This window comes from Paenibacillus sp. FSL H8-0260 (genome assembly GCF_045040625.1).
Taxonomy (GTDB): domain Bacteria; phylum Bacillota; class Bacilli; order Paenibacillales; family Paenibacillaceae; genus Paenibacillus_AQ; species Paenibacillus_AQ odorifer.
Genome location: NZ_CP150298.1, coordinates 342,278 through 363,278, shown reverse-complemented (window position 1 = coordinate 363,278; position 21,001 = coordinate 342,278). Strand labels below are relative to the sequence as shown.

At 46.0% G+C, this 21,001-nt stretch carries 19 protein-coding genes and 1 pseudogene; 8 read left to right on the top strand and 12 right to left on the bottom strand.

The window, feature by feature from the left end:
- The first annotated feature begins 37 nt into the window (after positions 1-37).
- Positions 38-424 carry a hypothetical protein gene (locus MHI51_RS01645; protein ID WP_038568262.1) on the top strand — a complete coding sequence of 129 codons (387 nt, stop codon included), beginning with the start codon at positions 38-40 and terminating at the stop codon, positions 422-424.
- Between the two features lie 107 nt (positions 425-531).
- On the opposite strand, the gene MHI51_RS01640 is transcribed toward MHI51_RS01645, so the two are convergent.
- The 3 genes from MHI51_RS01640 to MHI51_RS01630 form a co-directional block, all read right to left on the bottom strand.
- Complete coding sequence (locus tag MHI51_RS01640) at positions 532-1,548, bottom strand: AI-2E family transporter (RefSeq protein WP_036687315.1); 1,017 nt, start codon at positions 1,546-1,548, stop codon at positions 532-534.
- Positions 1,549-1,688: 140 nt separating this feature from the next.
- Positions 1,689-2,873 carry a polysaccharide deacetylase family protein gene (locus MHI51_RS01635; protein ID WP_405173515.1) on the bottom strand — a complete coding sequence of 395 codons (1,185 nt, stop codon included), beginning with the start codon at positions 2,871-2,873 and terminating at the stop codon, positions 1,689-1,691.
- A gap of 209 nt (positions 2,874-3,082) precedes the next feature.
- Positions 3,083-3,640, bottom strand: a complete 558-nt coding sequence (locus MHI51_RS01630; protein ID WP_076101159.1) for a GbsR/MarR family transcriptional regulator — start codon at positions 3,638-3,640, stop codon at positions 3,083-3,085.
- Positions 3,641-3,859: 219 nt separating this feature from the next.
- Between MHI51_RS01630 and MHI51_RS01625 the strand changes: the two genes are divergently transcribed.
- From MHI51_RS01625 to MHI51_RS01600, 6 genes are read left to right on the top strand one after another with little or no spacing between them, the layout of a single operon-like run.
- Complete coding sequence (locus tag MHI51_RS01625; RefSeq protein WP_405173514.1) at positions 3,860-4,741, top strand: carbohydrate ABC transporter permease; 882 nt, start codon at positions 3,860-3,862, stop codon at positions 4,739-4,741.
- Between the two features lie 25 nt (positions 4,742-4,766).
- Entirely contained in the window at positions 4,767-5,612 is an 846-nt protein-coding gene (locus tag MHI51_RS01620; RefSeq protein WP_405173513.1) for a carbohydrate ABC transporter permease, read from the top strand.
- A 35-nt stretch (positions 5,613-5,647) separates the two neighbouring features.
- Entirely contained in the window at positions 5,648-6,994 is a 1,347-nt protein-coding gene (locus MHI51_RS01615; protein WP_081398219.1) for an ABC transporter substrate-binding protein, read from the top strand.
- 15 nt (positions 6,995-7,009) lie between these two features.
- Positions 7,010-7,798 carry an HAD family hydrolase gene (locus MHI51_RS01610; RefSeq protein ID WP_405173512.1) on the top strand — a complete coding sequence of 263 codons (789 nt, stop codon included), beginning with the start codon at positions 7,010-7,012 and terminating at the stop codon, positions 7,796-7,798.
- Positions 7,795-8,136, top strand: coding sequence for a multidrug efflux SMR transporter (locus MHI51_RS01605; RefSeq protein ID WP_248549163.1), 342 nt, complete (start codon positions 7,795-7,797; stop codon positions 8,134-8,136). Before MHI51_RS01610 ends, MHI51_RS01605 begins: the two co-directional genes overlap by 4 nt.
- Before the next feature lie 51 nt (positions 8,137-8,187).
- Positions 8,188-9,057 carry a metallophosphoesterase family protein gene (locus MHI51_RS01600; protein WP_405173511.1) on the top strand — a complete coding sequence of 290 codons (870 nt, stop codon included), beginning with the start codon at positions 8,188-8,190 and terminating at the stop codon, positions 9,055-9,057.
- Positions 9,058-9,150: 93 nt separating this feature from the next.
- Here MHI51_RS01600 and MHI51_RS01595 read toward each other — a convergent pair whose 3' ends face one another.
- The 7 genes and pseudogenes from MHI51_RS01595 to MHI51_RS01565 all read right to left on the bottom strand — a co-directional run.
- Complete coding sequence (locus MHI51_RS01595) at positions 9,151-9,600, bottom strand: hypothetical protein (RefSeq protein ID WP_405173510.1); 450 nt, start codon at positions 9,598-9,600, stop codon at positions 9,151-9,153.
- 33 nt (positions 9,601-9,633) lie between these two features.
- The gene (locus MHI51_RS01590) at positions 9,634-10,551 is read right to left on the bottom strand and encodes an ABC transporter ATP-binding protein (RefSeq protein WP_280753353.1); all 918 of its coding nucleotides are present in this window, start codon (positions 10,549-10,551) and stop codon (positions 9,634-9,636) included.
- Positions 10,544-11,563, bottom strand: coding sequence for an ABC transporter ATP-binding protein (locus MHI51_RS01585; RefSeq protein ID WP_076127008.1), 1,020 nt, complete (start codon positions 11,561-11,563; stop codon positions 10,544-10,546). The genes MHI51_RS01590 and MHI51_RS01585 overlap by 8 nt, the downstream gene beginning before the upstream one ends.
- 15 nt (positions 11,564-11,578) lie before the next feature.
- Positions 11,579-12,424 (bottom strand): ABC transporter permease, encoded by an 846-nt coding sequence (locus MHI51_RS01580; RefSeq protein WP_405173509.1) that lies wholly within the window; start codon positions 12,422-12,424, stop codon positions 11,579-11,581.
- Between the two features lie 4 nt (positions 12,425-12,428).
- Positions 12,429-13,379 carry an ABC transporter permease gene (locus MHI51_RS01575; RefSeq protein ID WP_036687292.1) on the bottom strand — a complete coding sequence of 317 codons (951 nt, stop codon included), beginning with the start codon at positions 13,377-13,379 and terminating at the stop codon, positions 12,429-12,431.
- Between the two features lie 69 nt (positions 13,380-13,448).
- On the bottom strand, positions 13,449-15,065 hold the full coding sequence (locus MHI51_RS01570) for an ABC transporter substrate-binding protein (RefSeq protein ID WP_076275935.1): 1,617 nt from the start codon (positions 15,063-15,065) through the stop codon (positions 13,449-13,451).
- Positions 15,066-15,147: 82 nt separating this feature from the next.
- A pseudogene (locus MHI51_RS01565) lies at positions 15,148-15,261 on the bottom strand (peptidylprolyl isomerase); the annotation flags it as partial.
- 435 nt (positions 15,262-15,696) lie between these two features.
- Between MHI51_RS01565 and MHI51_RS01560 the strand changes: the two are divergent.
- Complete coding sequence (locus MHI51_RS01560; RefSeq protein ID WP_405173508.1) at positions 15,697-17,274, top strand: glycosyltransferase family 2 protein; 1,578 nt, start codon at positions 15,697-15,699, stop codon at positions 17,272-17,274.
- 57 nt (positions 17,275-17,331) lie between these two features.
- Here MHI51_RS01560 and clpB read toward each other — a convergent pair whose 3' ends face one another.
- A complete protein-coding gene (gene clpB / locus MHI51_RS01555) occupies positions 17,332-19,986 on the bottom strand; it encodes an ATP-dependent chaperone ClpB (protein WP_341000930.1) in 2,655 nt (884 codons plus the stop codon).
- Between the two features lie 574 nt (positions 19,987-20,560).
- The gene (locus MHI51_RS01550) at positions 20,561-20,875 is read right to left on the bottom strand and encodes a hypothetical protein (protein ID WP_076275933.1); all 315 of its coding nucleotides are present in this window, start codon (positions 20,873-20,875) and stop codon (positions 20,561-20,563) included.
- Positions 20,876-21,001 lie beyond the last annotated feature (126 nt).

Here is a 21,001-nt window from a genome sequence, read left to right as displayed (position 1 = left end):
AAGATAAGTTATTGCAGAACAAGAAAAGAGGACTCTAATGGATATAAAAAGAGTGATCATAGTCGGAACGGTAGTTGTAGTGATGTCTTTCGGAAATGCTTGGACTAGTCTTACCGCTAATGCAAGTTCGCCTGTAAAATGGTCCACGGCAGAGGTCGCGGATCAAGACGAATTATTGGAGGTACTTAACCAGCCAACAGACGAGGATCTATACGAGGCCATATATGACGGTAAGTCACTTCAAGATATTGCATCAGAACAAGGCCAAGATATTGAAGCTGTAATCGATCTACAGGTTGCCCAGCTAACGGATCAATTGGATTCACGGTTAGCCGCTGGAAGCATAACAACCGAGCAGTATGCGGCATATAAAGCGGAGCTGAGGGACATCGTTTCAGATAGTGTCCATACTTCCTTCGGTTAAGGGAATACATACAGCGACGCTGTAACATACACAAAAAAAACCCGGCTAAATGGATCTTCCATTTAGCCGGGTTTTGTATATTTAATACTTATTTTATAACAGAATCCCTAAGTCCCTATCTTGTTCTCTCTGTTAATCTCCAGAATATCAAGGAAGAATACAAAGATCGGAATCCCCAGAATCAGACCCCAAACCCCGAGATAATGCTCAGAGAATAACAACACGATAAACGTATAGAACATAGGCAAATTCATTTTGGATGACATCAGTTTAGGATTTAGGAAGTAGCCTTCTACAAAATGAAGCACGGCAATCATTGCCAGTACATAGATAGTCATGACTAGGCCACCAATATTGTAACCAATAATACAAAGTGGGATTAGCGAGATAACAAAACCTACAACCGGAATTAAACTAAGCAAGAAGATCATAATGGATAATGCGAAAAGGTAAGGAAAACCTAAAATCCAGAGCCCGATCACCGTAAAGCATGTATTAAACAACGCGATCAGAATTTGTGCTTCGATCACTTTTCCGAAAGAGGAGATAAATTTTCTGCCAAAATACTCAAGCTCTACATAGAACCAAGAGATTTTGCTCTCTTTAAGGCGGGAAGTGAAACTAACGATCCTGTTCTTCTCAAGTATAAATACAAAGCTCAAAATAGTTGATAAAACAAAGCTGGTGCCCCAATTGCTTATTTTCAAGACATATTCAATACCGTCTTTCATGTACGACTGATAGTTCAAATCCTTAAGCTGGGCGAATATATACTGCACTATATCATTCTGCGGGATGTTCTCAGGGGTCAAATTGGTCAAAAAATTCGTTAACTGTTTAATCTGTATGAAAACCTTAGGCAGATAATTAACGAGGGTTATGACAATTACAGCGATTAAGGCAAGGTATAGAATAACAATAATCACTTTGCTGTTAACTGCTACATATTTGTTAATGCGCTTCGTGAGCAGCACTTGAAAGCTATTCATTACATACGCAATCAAAAACGTCAACAGTACCAAATTAAGCATATCTCTAATACTGAATAGCAGTAGAGCAACCAATCCTAAAATCAAAAAACGCCGGACCGTTAAATTTGCGTAATAACGCTTAAACAATTCCATCAGTTCTCTCCATTCGCTTACCAATTAGTACTCTGTTTATAGTCTACAGTAAGGAATTCACTTATAGCAACTAGTGATTCGCCTAAAATGACGAATTTACTCACTTTTTGTAATCTCATCATCTATAAAAGTGACACTTTTCATGCTCCTACATCCATATGAATCAATTCAACGATTCGGCGTTTCGGATCATATTTCATATCTATATGCAGATCTTTGCATAATTGATGAAATGGAACCATCAAGGTTCCCTTCCTCATTTCAGGAGAATTCCTTACCATATTCACCTTTTGGTTGTTCAAGGTCAATTCCATAGGCAAATCGATATGCTTCATCTGATCAAGCGTCAACGCAGCGGTAAGTGTCTCACTTCCCCCGTTAATTCGTGCGGCATTCCGATCCGCTCTGGTGTTAATCCCATCCTCAATTTTGAAGGTCAGTGAAATCCCCAGCGAATCACAAACAGCCAGCAATCTGTCATTGTAGGACCCATAAGGAAAAGCAATCGCCGAATCCGTATTGCCCAATTCTTCCTTCAGCCTTTGCTCCGCCTTAGCCAGATCACGTGTAACTCTGCTGTAGTATTCGACATTCATCTCATTCCTGTTCTCATCATCAACATATAACAAGGCACTTGCAGCTGGCCGCTGCCCGCCCTCGGCATCGACAATCCCATAATGGTGCAAATCATAGGTATGACTATAAAATCCCATCCCAGCATGCTTCATTTCCCGCATTTGCTCCCAAGTGAGCTTCGGTACGCTATTCGGATCTGGGTGATCTATTGTAGATACGATAACAAAATTAACGGCTGTATATCCGTATTTTTGCAAAACGGGGAACGCCAATTTATAGAAACTCTCATATCCATCATCAAAGGTCAGCAGCACTGCATTGTCCGGAACTGCGCCGTTATTCAGCATAAATTCACGGTATTCCGCCATGTTGATCACATGAAAACCTTCCTGCTTCAGCAGATTCATTTGATCATCAAACCGATCAACCGATAACACCCAAGGAAACTGTGGCATGGGCTTCTCAGAAAGATGATGATACATCAGCACAGCCACCTGATCTCTGTAGTAAATACCTTTTGGAAGAGGTCCGGATTTCTGCCAGCCGATTTGTGTATTTAGTGCCTGTTCAGCTACCGCCTTCGGGATCATAAGATCATCAGGCGAGGCTGGGTTGGCAGCTATCGTCTTTATCATTTGACCATTTACGTTAATAATAATTGTTGAAGGTTCACGTTGTGTATTCAAAATAGCAGCAAGGCTCAGCAGTAGAACTATGACAACAAGCAGCATATATTTTTTTGTTTTCAATCTCAGAATCTCCTTAACAACATTTCTTGTCCCTATGTAACTATATATTTTATGGAAGTTCCACCTGCTATTGGTTACATTTTCTTCTTATTTTTGTTTCTTTATCATAAAAAAGAGGGCGAACCTCAAGCCTGAACCGGCTTAAGGAACACCCCGCAAAATGGAGATCTATATACAATTATGTACATCTATATGTGATTGTAGACGGTCTAGGACCTTCTCTTATCTGCGAAGTAATTCTCTTCCCCAAGCTCGTCCACGAACTGCTGCAGCCAATGATAATATTGGACGGCATGCTCCAGCTTCTCCAGATCCTTCAGGCAGAATTGCCGCTCCTCCTCAGATGTATCTACGGCTTGAACCAATCCCTCCAGCTCAGGAATGACAACGTCTAAAGCGTGCTTCATGACATCAATCTCCCGCTGTAGCTTCATCCCAAAAAAGTTCTTAAAGGTCTGAAAGAAATCTGTTTCCACTGCATACAGATCCTTTCGGTCCCGCTTCTCCTCCAGCTTAGTGACCATCTTGGAGGCCATCAAAGAACGGACTCCATAGCTCATATTACTCTTGCTCATATTCATCACATTCTTCATCTCTTCAAGCGTCATCGGACGGTCTTCAAAGAACATAATTCCATACAGCTGCCCGAATGAATAATTCGCACCATATAGGTCCATCGTCTGAGCAATCGCATCGATCATCGGACGCAGCAGCTGCTCGCGTGGAGATAAGTCTTTATTCTCTTCACCAAAGGCTACCTGTTTCATAGCTGCACCTTCATTCCACTTAGAATCTACCCTTCTATTTTACACAAAATAGCAACTACCTGCGCTAATCTCTTAATTTTTTACATAATCTCGCATCGATCTTTACGTCCACTTGACCACGCAGCCGCCCGATGAGTGTACAATTTTTTTTGAACGGAAGAGCTTTCCTCAGAATTATACCGCAAAAAACAGAAGATGGAATGGGGTATCGACAGAATAATGAAACGTTCGAGATTTATAGGGGAGTTGAAACCGGTGCTCTTCACCTTGCCGGCAATGATTCCATTCGTTGTATTTTGGCTAGCGCCATTACTTTATGTATTTTATCTCAGCTTTACGGAATGGGACTTCATGAGCCCTGAGAAAACCTTTGTCGGACTAACCAACTATCTGGATCTGTTCAGCAATCCTGCCTTCTATAAAGCACTTAGAGTGACTCTGTTATTCTGTGCCGGAAGTGTGCTGCCCGTTATTCTGATCGGACTTGGACTAGCACTCCTGATGAACGGGAAGCTGAAAGGGTCCACCCTCTATCAGGTATTGCTGTTCTCCCCTTGGGTCACGCCGACCGTGGCTGTATCCATTGTCTGGTCCTGGATCTATGAACCCGAAATCGGCCTTGCCAATACTGTACTTGACCTCTTAGGTCTAGAAAAAATCGGTTGGCTTCAAGACCCTAAATGGGCGCTGCTTGGCGTTCTGCTCGTGACAATATGGAAATCGGTAGGCTGGGCGATGATTTTTTACTTGGTGGCACTACGCAATGTCCCTACGGATCTGCTGGAAGCTGCTCAACTGGATGGAGCAAATGCTGTTCAAAAGTTCATCCGCATTACCTTACCGCTTATCTCGCCAACGACACTATTTCTGTTCATCGTACAGATCATCGGGGCGTTGCAGGCTTACGACCAGATTAACGTACTTACACAAGGTGGACCCTCAGGATCAACACGTACCTTGCTCTACATGTATTATCAGTCTGCCTTTGAAGCCTTTCAGATTGGAGAAGCCTCTAGTGTCGCAATGATTCTGGTATTTATATGTATGCTGCTCTCCGTAATCTCACTAGAGGTTAGTAAACGGACAACCCATTATCAATAACAACTGCTGTAAAGGAGAACGACTGATGAATGCAACGATTGTACGCGTGGGCAAGCTGACCCGCCATCTATTTTTTACAGCTATTGCACTGATCATGGCCTTCCCCTTCTATTGGATGGTCACCAGCGCCTTAAAAACCAATGATGAAATCTGGCAGTCTCCGCCCACAATCTGGCCTAAGGATGCGCTGTGGAGTAATTTTTCAGCCGCCTGGCACGAAGCCCCTTTCTTCAGATATATGGGCAATAGCATATTTGTCGCTGTGTCGATTGTTATTCTGCAGGTCATAAATTCCGGGATGATGGCCTATGCGCTTACGCATATGAAATTCCACTTCAGAGGGCTGTTCTCAGGCGTTATTCTTTTCGGCTATATGGTTCCAGCCACCGCAGTTTATCTTCCCGGATATTTGGTATTGTCCCAGCTCTATCTACTGGATTCATATGCCGGATTAATTCTATCCAACTGTGTAAGTGTCTTCTCCATCTTTCTAATTCGCCAGGCCTTCCTTCAGGTTCCCCATGAGCTGGTGGAGGCTGGAGAAGTGGACGGTTCCTCACATATGCGGATTCTGTGGACCATTCTTGTCCCCATTACACGTTCTTCCTTTGCTGTGCTAGCCCTGATCACCTTCATTGATCAGTACAATAACTATTTCTGGCCGATGCTCATCACCAAAGATCCTAATCTACAGCTAGTCTCGGCGGGTCTGCGTAGTTTCTTTACTCAAGGAGGTGCTTACGGATTAAAATGGCCGCTGATCATGGCCGCTAGCGCATTCACCATCACCCCGTTGCTGCTAGTATTTCTACTAGCTCAGAAAACGATCATGCAAAGTGTCAATATGACCGCTGGTTCCAGCAAAGGATAAGCTAACAATTCTATTTTAATAAGAGGAGAATGATGATGAACGTATTGAAGAGACTGTCCACCCTGTCTTTAGTTGCCGGATTTACAATGTTAACAGCTTGCGGAGGAAATGCGAATACAGGCAATGTTACAGCGGCGAATGGAGCTTCTTCCTCCCCCTCCACAGAGGCTGCGCCCACACAAAATGCACCGGTAACAATTGAATTCTGGTATGGTCTCGGCGGCAAGCTTGGTGAGAATATGGAGGCACTGATTCAGAAATTTAATACCTCTCAGCAAGAGGTCATCGTCAAAGGTATCGCGCAGGCAGACTACACGGAAACCGAACAGAAGCTGCAAGCAGCTATCGCTACAGGAAAAGTACCTGCGGCTGCTCTCTCCTCCAATGTAGATTGGGCCCGTAAAGGATATTTCGCTCCGATAGACGAGCTTATGGCACTGCAGCCAGATTTTAATAAAGAGGATTTTGTCCAAACCTTTCTAAATCAGGGCCAGGTTGATGGTAAGCAATACTTCCTGCCGATGTATGGAACAACGCAGGTCATGTACTACCGCAAAGATGTTTTTGAGAAGAATGGAATTGATGCGAGCACACTAAAGACTTGGGAAGATCTGGCTGCCGCAGCTGCGAAAATGACAGTGAAGGACGGCGGCAAAACCACCCTTTATGGTTGGGAGCCTATGTGGGGTTCAGGGAACATGATTGATGCCGTACTCAGCAAAGGAGGCACTATCCTTAGTGAGGATGGAAAACAAGTTATGGTCGACTCTAAAGAGTGGATTGAAACCTGGGATTTGTTCCGCAAGTGGATTCACGAGGATAAGATCATGCGGATTCATTCCGGCGGTCAAGGCTGGGAGTATTGGTACAAGACGATTGACGATGTAATGAAGGGTCAAGCCGCAGGCTACACTGGCTCCAGCGGCGATCAGGGCGACTTGGACTTCAGCATTGTTTCGGCTATGGAGCAGCCAGGCTGGGCAGGGATCGGTGAGGGCAAACCCGTAGCCCAAGCCCTTATGGCCGGCATTCTATCCAAAGCCAGCGACAGTGAAAAGGAAGCAGCTATGAAATGGCTAACCTACTTCACGAATGCTGAGAATACTGCGTCCTGGTCCATTAATACGGGATATATTTCGGTGCGCCAATCCGCATTGCAAGACCCGGCGTTTGTGTCATTCAGCGAAAGCAATCCACAGATTAAGGTTCCATTGATGCAAGCTTCTCATGGTTCTGCACCTTTCCAAGACCCAACTGGCGGCAAAATTAACGATGCGTTGACAATCGCCGCAGATAAGCTGCAGATTGAGAATATCCCAGCAGCACAAGCACTTAAGGAAGCACAAGAAACGGCACAAGCAGCGCTTGATAAATTAAAATAAAGGGCGGTGGACTTCATGTCTGAGCTCATCACTCCACAAGGCAGATATGCTGTAGCAGCTATTCTATTCGATAAGGATGGTACGCTGCTCCAGTTCGTATCCCTCTGGGGCAGCTGGGGCGAATGTTTTTTAGAGAGATTCACGAAGTATATGAGACAAAGAGGGCTACAGATTGCAGAAGAGCAGCTCCCTGCATTAATGGGAACTGTACACAATGCCCAGGGGAGCATTACCGATTATGATCGCAACGGACCGCTGGCTATGGGGACTATGAGTGATCTTTATGCCATTCTGTCATGGCAGGGTTATCTGCAAGGTTTATCTTGGGCGGAGTCCATGGAGCTTGTCCATCAATGCCGTCTCGAAGCGGATGTTAGGTTAGAAGAGAAACGCCCCGTTCACTCCCTTCCGGGACTTCATCGTTTTCTTGATGAGTGTGTGAGTGCAGGCATTCCTCTCGCCGTGGTGACCGCAGATGAAACAGAGGCCGCAGACAAACATCTCCAATGGCTGGGCATACGGCATTATTTCTCCGAGGTAATTGGAACAGATCTTGTGGATCAGGGTAAACCTTTCCCCGACATGGTGCAGCTTGCCTGCAAAAGGTTAGCCGTGGAACCCGCGTACACAGCGGTTATCGGCGATACTAACGGGGATATGCGAATGGCTAAAGCAGCGGGTGTACAGGTAGCTATCGGCCTAGCAGAAAGCGACGGTACTACTGCTTCAACACATATTCTCCCGGATGCAGATCTCATTGTACAATCTTATGCTGAGCTCAGAATTGAGGTTACTCCCCTGTGAGAATAGAAGGAATATGGGCATGGATGTTTCTGGCGCTGGCTATTGTGTTCGAACTCTCAGGGACCCTCTCAATGAAAATATCTCAAGGGTTCACCCAGCTCTGGCCTTCCGTGCTTATGTTCCTGTTCTATGGAGCCAGCTTCACCTCCCTGAATTATGCTCTCACCTCTATTAAGGTAGGCGTAGCTTATGCGATATGGTCAGGAGCGGGAATCATCCTGATTTCCTTCATAGGAACCCTGTTCTTTGAAGAAAAGCTAACCCTATCCTCACTACTTTGGATAGCCGTCATCATTGTCGGGATCATAGGACTGAATATTAGCGGCAAGACGCATTAGCGAACAGCAACAGTATTGGATAGGTTCATAGATGAAGGAGGATGCCCAAACATGAGTACGAACACATCACCTGAAGATAAACCAGTTATCACCTTTCAGATCATTACGGATACCCATGTCACTGCTGACCGCAATCATGAGTACAATCTTAACTTCGAGCTGGCTCTCCGTGATATAGCAGCGCATGGGGAAGGCAGCAGCGGGATTATGCATATCGGTGATGTCACAGACCACGGCTTCCCTGCTGAATACGAAGAAATGCTTCGTATCCTCAAACAATACAAAACCGAACTGCCCGGGATTACCTTTACCTTAGGCAATCATGATGTGGGCCTCGGAAATTGGGAATCACGTTTAGGAATGTATACGTCACAGACCGGAATGTCCGGACCCTATCATGATCACTGGGTCAATGGCTATCATTTTATTATGCTAGGGACAGAACAAGGATTGCCCAAATTCTGTGATATTTCTTCTGAACAGCTTGATTGGCTGGAGCATAAGCTTGGAGAACAAGCTTCACCAGATCAGCCTATCTTTCTCTTCCTGCATCAACCGCTTAAAGACACCGTAGCCGGATCGCTGGAATCGCAAGATTGGTATGGTGTCACACAAGATAAGGAATTAAAAGAAATCCTGTCGAGATACCCTCAGACCTTGTTATTCACTGGACATACCCATTGGGAGCTGGAGGTAGACAACACTATGTTCCCTGGCGATGGAGAGATCGCAACGATGTTTAATGCTGCTTCTGTCGCCTATCTTTGGACTAATGAAGATAAACATAAAGAGGGCAGCCAAGGCTTCTATGTAGAAGTGTATAGCGATAAAGTGCTTGTCCGGGGCAGAGATTTTAAGACAGGAAGCTGGATTGAGGCTGCACACTATGAGGTATTTTACCCAGCGGTAAGCGTATATTAAAGATAAGCATTTAAGCGAGAAATATAACAAAAAAACGATTGTGCACAGGGAGTCCTTCCCCGCAACAATCGTTTTTTACTGTAGCTATTCAGCTTAACGTCCAATCGGTGCAATCCGGTAGACAGCTGTATCTCCAACCGCTGCCTTCGTATCGCTCCCGATCTGCCAACCGAAGGATAACACAGAAGCCAAACGTTCCTTCTCGGCCAAGGTTAAAGCCACCTCAGCGGCTTCCTTACCTTCCTCAAGCTCCAGAGCCGCTTCTTTGCCCAGAGCTACCCATATCCAGCTGCGAATCCCACGAATCGTGTTGTATTTAATCTGATAGCCTGTCTTCACCGCTTGCCCGAACAACTCCGGCTGCTCTGACTGCAACGTAGTCAGCTGCTTATAATCAAATTGGTATTCGCTCTTGTCAACGGGCAAATCGCCCTCTGCCACTTTACGAAGAATATCCTCATCAGACCACCCCAAGGAGCGGAGTGATTCCACCAATAACGCATCCCACTGGGATAACTTTACCCGGTTTAAGTTCTCTGACATTCTGATCCCTCCCAATCTATATATAGAGTCTAATCATACCGTAAAATCATAAGCAACATAATGGCCCGGACTTACTTCCTGTAGTGTGGAAGTCTCAGCTCTGCCATACTCTTGCGAATATCCGTCTAAAATAATTCTCTGATTGGCCCGCCGGGGATCCGTCTCCAAGATGGAAGACAGCAGCGCCTTTGTATAAGGATGAATAGGATTCTCGTACAGCTCATCACTTTCGGCTACCTCCACTAGACGACCGCCATACATCACGCCGATCCGGTCAGAAATATGCCGTACCATCGACAGATCATGTGCGACAAAGAGATAGGTCAAGCCGAATTCGGACTGCAAATCCTCCAGCATGTTCACTACCTGAGCCTGGACAGACACGTCCAGCGCTGAGATCGGTTCATCACACACAACAAATTCAGGTCTTACGGACAATGCTCTGGCAATCGAAATCCGCTGGCGTTGGCCACCGCTGAATTCATGCGGGAAGCGGTAGAGATGTTCTCTTTTTAAACCTACCTTTTCCAGCAATGCCGCAACAGCTTCTTTGCGTTCTTCACCTTCGTGGATACCGTGGATTTTCATCGGCTCACTGATCAGATCAAGCACACTTAAGCTTGGATTAAGTGATGAATAGGGATCTTGGAAGATCGACTGAATGCGTCTGCGAAAAGGTTTTAGCTGCTTCTCTCCAAGCTTGCTCAGCGGCTGCCCGTCAAAAGACACTTCACCGTCTGTGTAGTCATATAAGCGCAGCAAGCAGCGTCCAACCGTGGACTTGCCGCTTCCCGACTCTCCAACCAGCCCAAAGGTCTCTCCCTGACGAATCTGAAAGCTTACGCCATCTACTGCCTTAAGCACCGATGTATCGCGTCCCCACATATCCTTGCCTTTGGAGAAATGTTTTTTGAGATTATTTACGTCCACTAGAATCTTATTGTCACTCAACCGAACCGCTCCCTTCAACGCCAGCTACGGCTGGAGTCTCCTGCACGCCATCTGCTAACCAGCACATCGAACGGTGACCGGGCGATAATTCGATTACCGGAGGACGTTCGCTGCAACGGGCAAAAGCATTAGGGCAACGTTCCATAAAGGGACAGCCAGAAGGAGGATTCAACAAATCCGGAGGTGTGCCTTCGATTGGAATTAGACGTTCACGCGATTTGCCGTCACGTTTCGGAATGGAGCGAAGCAGACCTTTCGTGTAAGGATGCTGTGGGCGATAAAAAATATCCTCCACCGTACCTTCCTCCATCACTAGTCCACCATACATTACGATAACCCGTGTACATACCTGAGCCACCACACCCAAATCATGAGTGATCAGCGCTATAGCTGTACTGGTATTATTTTTTAGCTCTTTAAAAAGATCAAGAATTTGGGCCTGTATTGTTACATCAAGCGCAGTTGTCGGCTCATCCGCAATCAATAGCTCTGGCTGGCAGGAAAGAGCCATAGCGATCATGACCCGCTGCCGCATCCCGCCGCTGAATTCATGCGGATACTGCTGCAGCCGCTGCTCAGGATTATTAATGCCCACCTGCCGCAGGATACTTGCTGCCTCTTTAAACGCTGCTTCCTTATTTAAGCCGCGATGCCGCCGGATGACCTCCGTAAGCTGCTGGCCGATTTTTTTCACAGGATTAAGAGAAGTCATGGGGTCCTGAAACACCATCGCTATGCGGTTACCGCGCAGTTTTCTCCACTCTTTTTCCGAAAGGTTAGATAAATTGTCACCACGAAAATTAATATTTCCAGCGATAATTTTACCCGGAGGTGTAATCAACGACATAATCGCCTTCGCAGTTACACTTTTCCCGCTTCCGGATTCACCAACAATCCCTACCGTTTCTCCAGCATCTATATGAAAGCTAACGCCACGAACTGCCTGATTCTCTCCATCCCGAGTTTGGAAGGAAACCTTCAAATTCTCAACAGACAATAGCCGTTCCGTCATGATGTCTTCACACTCCTATCTTCGGATCAGCTTCGGTTCAAAGCCAACCCGCAAAATATCGCCCAGAACATTAAAGCTCAGAACCGTTAATAGTATCAATAACCCCGGGAACAATGCCAAATAAGGTGCCTGAGCGATATATCCCTGCGCATTGTTAAGCATACTGCCCCAAGTGGCATTCGGAGGTTGTACCCCGAACCCAAGGAAGCTTAGGGACGACTCCATCATAATCGCGGAAGCGATATTATTCGTCGCACCTACAATCACAACAGGTACTAGCCCCGGAAGAATATGACGCCAAATAATTCCGAAGTTGCTCTGGCCGGAAGTTTTTGCATACAGTACATATTCCCGTTCTTTAATCGTCATCGTCTCCGCACGAATCACACGGGCAATGTTCATCCACATTAATAGAGCAATAATTAAAATGATGTTTCCTACACTCGGCTTCAGAAATACGCTGAGCAGCAGCAGCACAAGGAAAGATGGAATGGACATCACTACATCAAGCATCCGCATCAATAGATTATCAATCCATCCGCCAAAATATCCACTGATTACGCCCACCGTCACACCTATACCCGTGGCGATGATCATTGAAGCAAAACCAACTAGCAAAGATACCCGGCCACCATACAAAGCTCGGGCAAAATAATCCCGGCCGTAATCATCCGTACCAAACCAATGATCCGCCCCGGGTGCTTTCAAACGTGCCAAAACATCCATTGCATTCGGATCATGTCCGGATAAAAAAGCAAATATAGAGCCTAGTGTGAAGACGATTAAAGTAATGAGGGCTGCGACACCCAATTTATTCGTAAATAGCTCATCTCCAACACTTTTCCATTTACTGCGATTCATGAGGTCACCTCGTTAATTTAATTCGTGGGTCCACGAAGCTATATAGAATATCCGCGACCAGATTGCCGATGATCAGCATTAAAGAAGAGAACAAAGTTATTCCCATAATTACGGGATAATCCATCCCTTTAACCGCAGTCATCCCTAAAGAGCCAATACCCGGCCATGAAAATACCGTCTCCGTTACAATTGCACCCGCCACCAGATCACCCATCGACATCCCGAGCAATGTAATTACTGGCAACAGTACATGCTTAAGCACGTGACGGAACAGAATCGTTGTCTTGCTGGATCCAAAAGCATATTGAATCTGCACATATTCTTCTTTTAGCTGTCCAATCGTACTAGAGCGGATGTATCGTACGTAACCGGCCAGAAATCCAAACGCCAATACGGCGCAAGGCAAAATACCATGCTTCAATACATCAACCGCTGATTCCACACCAATGGTTCGCATCCCCATTATAGGCAGCAGGTGCAGCTTAATTGCGAATAAGTACATAAGTAAGATGGCCAGCCAAAATAAAGGCACTGAAATTCCGATATAGGATAAAAAATTAATTAGTTTATCCACCCAGCGGTTCCGGTTAGCTCCAGCAAGCAGACCCATCGGGATCGCCAACAGAACGGCTAAGCCGATTGCACTGCCCATCAAACCTGCTGTTGCAGGTAAACGTTCTAGAATTTGCTCCAATACAGGCTGATGATTCACAAGGGAATAACCGAAATTGCCCTGCAGTACTTCTTTGATCCATATAAAATATTGAATGTAGGCTGGCTTATCCAGCCCAAGGTTATGCCGGATGCGCTCAATATCATCCGCGTGCATATTCGGCGTAACGAAGGATAGTACCGGATCCCCCGGAGCCAGCTTAATCATCGCAAAGCACACAACCGAGACAAAAAACAGCATCGGCAGGGTTTGCAGTAATCTTCGGACGATAAGTTGTCTCATACGTATATTCTCCCAGTTCTATATCGGTAAAAAAATAAGCTGGATTGACCAGCTTATTTTTTCCCGTTCTTATTTAAGGTAGATTTTCGATAAATCTTCAAAAATAACGACAGGCTTCAAGACTGCTTCTTCTAGACCGCCGTAGTTCTTGGAGACAGCTACGATAGTCTTAGTATTAGCAATTGGATAAATCGGTGCATCGTCAGCAATGATCTCTTGGATCTTCTTATAGATCTCACCACGTTTAGTTACATCTGCTTCTCCTGCACCATCATTGAACAACTTATCGACTTCAGCATTATTATAATGCGAGTAGTTAGAGTCTGCAGTAGAAGTATACAAAATTCTGTAAGCATCAGGATCGTAACCCATAATATAACCTGCAATCGCAAGTTCAAAATCTGTTGAATTCATATCACTGAATTTCTGGCCATATGCCGAGGCATCCATATTTTGCAGTTCAACTTCAGCGCCAATGGCCTTTAGCTTTTGCTGCACGTATAGTGAAATGGCTTCCTGAGCTTTATTACCGCTCGATACAATCAATCTCAATTTCAGATCGCTAGCCCCTGCCGATTGCAGAAGCTCTTTGGCTTTTTCTACATCATTATCAAAAGAAGGTACGTCATTAGTATAGAACAATGCATCCGGAGTCAAAAAGGACTTCGCCGGGTCTGCATACTCGTTAGAAGTATAAGCAGCCTGAATGATTTCATCACGATTTAGGGCTAAAGACAAGGCTTGACGAACTTCTTTTTTAGCAAGAGCACCTCTATCACTGTTTGCATTGAACAACAGGTAGGACAATCGGCCTTCACTATAAGGCAGGATTTCGAAATTGTTCGAAGCCTCAATCGTTCCAACATCCTGTGGATCTAGATACTTAATGTTGATCTCACCATTCTGAAGTGCGAGATTCGCAGCATTCGTATCTTTAGCAATCCGGTACGTTATAGAATCAAGATGTGGTTTGCCGCCAAAGTAGTTGTCAAATCTCTCGAGTGTAACATATTCGCCTGCTTTGTATTCTTTAAATTTAAATGGGCCAGATCCAACCGGAGCAGCATTCTTGGTGCTTTTCTCTAGATCCGTCTCATTCTCAAAAATATGCTTTGGAATCGGAAATACTTGCACTAGTGTAGCTTCAAAAGCTGGGCTGACCTGCGGAAGCTTGAACTCTACAGTCAGATCATCCACCTTAACTGCCTTAACGGGTTTATCACCGATGAATAAGTTCGCTCTCAGCATGCTGTTTTGCTTCTCATCGAGGATGCTATCAATCGTGAACACGACATCGTCAGCTGTAAGCTTTTCTCCGTCATGCCAAGTTAGTCCACTTTTCAGTTTCAATGTATAAGTCAGGTTATCTTCGGAAAGTGTCAGGCTGTCTGCCAAGTAGAAGGTCTTCTCTCCGTTATTCACTTGGAACAATGGCGCGTAGAGCGCTTGGTCAATCGTCAGACTGACACGATCACCTGCATAGTTCGGATTTAGAATGACAGGATCTGCAGCGACCCCAATAATTAAGTTGCCGCCATCTTTTGGTTCAGTGCTTGCTGTCGATCCTTCAGTAGCCGTAGGCGTCTGATTTGTATTTGTCGAAGCGGCGTTATTTCCCCCGGAGCACGCGCTAATCAAAAATGTTAACAAAACCAAAGTAATAACTCCAGATAATCCTCTACGCATAAGTTTCTCCCCCGTGTCTATATTGTCTTTGTTTGTTTTTATATTGTATATCGGGATACTAGGAATTACAATGGATAGCATTTCACATTAATGTAATATTGAGGGAACTGATAGTTTCAACCTTTTTCATGACATCCCCACGCCTTAAAGTATCCACAGGGTCCATACCTGAAATGACTCTTCCGAATACAGTATGCCAAGGGTCGCAATAATCAAACTCTGTTCAGCCACCAATATGAGCTTCAGTCTTCGCTGTCTCTTCCGGTGCAATCAATTTCCTCAGCATCCTCATTCAGCAGAGGTCGGTATTCACCCTTTCCATCATCCCAGAACACATCCGCACGAGGATTCATGGCCAGTAACAGATTGATTAACTACTGAACTTTTAGTGGTGATTTATCCATAGTCTCATTCCTGTGCTCATCTGGCTGCATTCTTATCTAATTATCCGGTAATTGTACAGCAGATTCATCAAAATTAATATATCTAAAAAGTTCAATTTATCCAACTCTCATTTCTAATTTACTATAAGAACTTTGCGAAATAAGGATTATTACTCTCTCACTGTAAATATATTGAGAACATACCTATACCTCTCGGAAGAAAGGGAGAGTCCCCCAAGGAGGCCGCAATGAATAAGACACGCGTATTAATCGGCAGCCCGATCCATCAAAAGCCCAATGTATTACGGGAATTTCTGAATTCCCTGCTGCGCTTGAATATCGAGCAAATCGAACTGGATTTCCATCTGATTGATGACAATGATGATGAGGAATCCAGCCGGCTGCTCCAGGAATTTAAAAGCAAGGGCGAGCATATTTTTATTCAAAGCTCCGGCTTTAACGATGCGTACATTCGCAATGATACGACTCACTATTGGAATTCTGATTTAGTCTGGAAAGTCGCCAACTTCAAAAACCTCATGATTAACCGAGCGCAAACCCTGAACTACGACTACCTGTTTCTGATCGACTCAGACCTCATCCTCCACCCCGATACGCTAAGACATCTAATAGGGACGAACAAAGATATTATTTCAGAGGTATTTTGGACACAGTGGCAGCCAGATACCATGTTTCAGCCGCAGGTCTGGATGCATGACGAATATAATCAGTGGGAGATACTTCCCGGCGAAAAACTGCAACCCGAGGAGATCAACCGCAGATTTCATGAATTCATAACCAAACTCCGCAATCCTGGAATCTATGAAGTGGGGGGTCTCGGCGCTTGTACATTGATTAGCCAGCATGCGATAAAAGCCGGGGTGAGCTACAATCAGATCCGGAACATATCATACTGGGGCGAGGATCGCCATTTCTGCATTCGTGCCGCGGCCCTTGGCATTCCGCTATTTGTTGACACCCATTATCCTGCCCTTCATTTGTACAGAGATAGTGATTTGAACAAAGTTGAAGATTTCATCAGAGAAACAACAGGGGTAAAAGCTGAATCGGCACCCACACCCATCGAGGAAAATTCCAATGAGGCTGCAGCTGCTCCTATAACCAAAAAGCGTCCCAAGCTAACCCTTACCATGGTTGTAAAAAATGAAAGCGGGCGCTTCCTGCGACAGGTTCTGGAGGAACACCGCAAATATATCGATGAGGCTGTCATTATTGATGACGGCAGCACCGACAATACAGCAGCTGTCTGTCTGGAAGCACTTGAAGGCCTTCCCGTTCGTCTCGTGCATAATACCGAATCCAAGTTCAGCAATGAAATTGAGCTGCGAAAACAGCAGTGGGAGGAAGTCCTAAAGACAAATCCCGAGTGGATTCTGAGTCTGGACGCGGATGAGATCTTTGAAGCCAGCTTTGCAGAAAATATAGATTCCTTGCTGTATGCAGATGGGGTCGATCTGTTCTGCTTCCGCCTTTACGATTTATGGAACGCGAACCATTACAGGGAGGATACCTACTGGCGCTCTCATCTGAACTACCGCCCTTTTTTGCTTCGCTATAAAGAAGACTTCAACTATGTATGGAATGAATCCCCACAGCACTGTGGGCGGTTCCCGGAAAATATTTTCGAGCTGTCTCATCAGCTAAGCAATCTGCGGCTCAAGCATCTCGGTTGGTCCAAAGCCGAGTTCCGGCTGGAAAAATATCTGCGTTATATGCTCCTCGACCCCGACGGCAAATACGGCTGGAAAGAGCAGTACATGTCCATCTTGGATGAACAGCCTCATCTAATCCCTTGGGTGGAATGAGGCTTACAATAAAAAGGGCGTTCACAAAACCATTAGGGTTTTGTGAACGCCCTTTTTTTATTCAGAACTCAATTCAGAACTCTCTGGTCCATCGACTTCTGGCTTCAGAATGGTTACTGTCAGCTCGTTGCCGGATTCATCCACCTGAATAACTGATCCCTCTGCGGCTTCACCAGCAATAATCGCACGCGCCACACGTGTCTCCAAGCTGCGCTGGATAAATCTTTTCAACGGTCTTGCCCCATACACAGGATCAAAACCTTCCTTAGCGATAAAACGCACTGCCGATTCAGTTAATGCCAGCCCGATCTCCCGTTCTGCCAGACGTAGACGCAATCCATCCACCAGTTTGTCCACAATTTTCTCGATCTCACCCAGTGTCAGCGGCTTGAACATTACAATGTCATCCACCCGGTTCAGGAACTCTGGACGGAAATGACCACTCAGTTCCTTCATCACTCTATCCTTTGCAGCTTCCGTGAGCTGACCTTTTTCATCGGTGCCTTGAATCAGATGAGGTGAACCGATATTGGAAGTCATAATGATGATTGTATTCTTGAAGTCAACCATTCGGCCCTGTGAATCAGTCAGCCGTCCATCATCAAGCAGCTGCAACAGAATGTTAAACACATCGGGATGCGCCTTCTCCACTTCATCGAGCAGCACTACAGTATAAGGCTGACGCCGCACAGCTTCCGTGAGCTGCCCGCCTTCCTCATATCCAACATATCCTGGAGGTGCGCCGACGAGACGGGAGACACTATGCTTTTCCATATACTCCGACATATCTATACGGATCATGCCATCTTCGCGGTCAAAAAGAGATACCGCAAGCGACTTAGCGAGCTCAGTCTTCCCTACACCCGTCGGGCCAAGGAACAGGAATGAGCCAATCGGGCGATTCGGATCTTTGATTCCCGCTCTTGCCCGAAGCACTGCATCGGCCACCAAGCTGACAGCTTCGTCTTGGCCCACTACCCGTTCATGCAGCGTATCCTCCAGACGCAGGAGCTTATCCCGCTCGCCTTCTACCAGTCGGCTAACCGGAACGCCGGTCCAGCGGGAGACAATATCTGCGATTTCCTCTTCAGTAACAGCCTCACGTAGCAATCTTGTATCCTGATCCTGCTGTGCCGCTTCTTCCGCTGCTTTCAGCTGACGCTCCAGATCAGGAATAATGCCGTAGCTCAGTTCGGCTGACTTATTAAGATCATATTCCTCCTGTGCATCAACCAGATCCTTACGTGCTTGCTCCAGCCGTTTTTTGAGGTCGCGAATCCCTTGGATGGCCGACTTCTCTTTCTCCCAGCGCGCCGTCATTCCTAGCTGCTTCTCCTTCAGGTCAGCGAGCTCGCGCTGTAATATTTCGAGACGGCGTTTGCTGGCGTCATCGGTTTCTTTTTTAAGCGCTGCTTCTTCAATCTCCATCTGCATCAGGCGGCGGGTCACTTCATCCATCTCACCCGGCATGGAGTCTATCTCTGTGCGGATCATGGCGCAAGCCTCGTCCACTAGGTCAATCGCCTTATCCGGTAAAAATCGATCCGTAATATAACGATTGGACAATACCCCTGCGGCTACCAGTGCGCTGTCATGGATTTTGACCCCGTGGTGAACTTCAAACCGCTCCTTCAGACCACGCAAAATGGAGATCGTATCCTCTACATCGGGTTCGCTCACGAGCACCTGTTGGAAACGGCGCTCCAGCGCAGGGTCCTTCTCTATATATTTGCGATATTCATCGAGCGTTGTGGCACCAATACAGTGCAGCTCACCCCGGGCCAACATCGGCTTCAGCATATTGCCCGCATCCATCGAGCCTTCGGTTTTACCTGCTCCCACAATCGTATGCAGCTCATCAATAAAAAGAATAATGCGGCCGTTACTTTCGCGAACCTCCCTCAATACCGCCTGCAGGCGTTCTTCGAATTCACCACGGAACTTCGCGCCTGCCACAAGTGAACTCATATCCAGTGAAAAAATCGTCTTATCCTTCAGCCCCTCTGGTACGTCTTTGCGCACGATCCGGTGGGCCAAGCCTTCCACAATGGCTGTTTTCCCTACACCTGGTTCACCGATCAGCACAGGATTATTTTTCGTTTTACGGGACAAAATCCGGATTACCCGGCGGATCTCGCCATCACGACCAATGACTGGATCAATCTTGCCCGCGCGAACCTCTGCTACAAGATCACGGCCGTATTTCTCCAGCACCTCATAAGTAGCTTCTGGCTCCCGGCTGGTTACCCGCTGATGTCCACGGATCTCAGCAAGCACCGACATCAGCTTCTCACGGGTCAGCCCACGGCGGACAAAAAGATCCCTTAGCTCACGATTCTCCCCGCTCGAATCCGACACCATGGCCAGCACCGCATGCTCCACAGAAACAAACTCATCCTGCATCTTCGCCGCTTCCTTCTCCGCCTGCTCCAGCAGATGAATCAGCGATTGCGAGGCGTAACGCCTTACCGTGCTTACTCCTGACCCGCTGATGCTCGGCTTGCGTTGAAGCAGTTCATCTGTGCTGCGCATCAGCTCAGCCACAGGGATATTCATCTTTTGCAGCAATCTTGGCAGCAATCCTTCTTGCTGCTGAAGCAACGCTTTTAACAGATGGAGATTATCGATCTCCTGATGACCGCTGTCTGATGCCAGCGACTGCGCCGCAGCTACTGCTTCCTGCAGCTTTTGAGTTAATTTATTGAAATCCATAGCTCTCTCACCTTTCTATTTAGGAGTGATTATATTAAATCGGCCTTTTGGGCCGGGGATAGGTTAATTTAGTGGGATTTATCCCGCTTATTTCGAGTAACTGGCTGGTTTGCACTCATTCTGCGGGATTTATACTGTTCTTTTCGAGTAACTAGTTGGTTTGCACTCATTCTACGGGATTTATACCGTTCTTTTCGAGTAACTAGTTGGTTTGCGCTCATTCTGCGGGATTTTTACCGTTCTTTTCGAGTAACTAGTTGGTTTGCACTCATTCTACGGGATTTTTACCGTTCTTTTCGAGTAACTAACTGGTTTGCGCTCATTCTACGGGATTTTTGCCGCTCTTTTCGAGTAACTAGCTGGTTTGCGCTCATTCTACGGGATTTATCCCGCTTATTTCGAGTAACTGGCTGGTTTGCGCTCATTCTACGGGATTTTTACCGTTCTTTTCGAGTAACTAGTTGGTTTGCACTCATTCTACGGGATTTATCCCGTTCTTTTCGAGTAACTAGTTGGTTTGCACTCATTCTGCGGGATTTATCCCGTTCTTTTCGAGTAACTAGTTGGTTTGCGCTCATTCTACGGGATTTTTACCGTTCTTTTCGAACAACGAGCCCAATTCGGCACTTTCTAAGGCACTTTTGCCTCTCTTTTCGACCAATGAGCCCTCGCCAGTACTTTCTAAGGCATTTTTGCTTCTTTTTTCGCACATCGAGCCTAATTCAGCACTTTCGAAGGCATTTTTGCCTTTCTTTTCGACCATCGAGCTTAATTCAGCGCTTTCTAAGGCATTTTTGCCTTTCTTTTCGACCATCGATCCCAGTTTGGCACTCTCGAAGGCACTTTCGAAAGCACTTTTGACTCTCTTTTGACTCTCTTTTCCCACCATAGTGCCGACTTTCACCGTTTGAGCGAAACGTTCATTTATAGTTAGTGGCTAAATAAGTTACTGTTCTGCAACTAGCATTCAAATCACCTTATTCACCAACCAGAGTTGATCACAAACGAGTGAAAT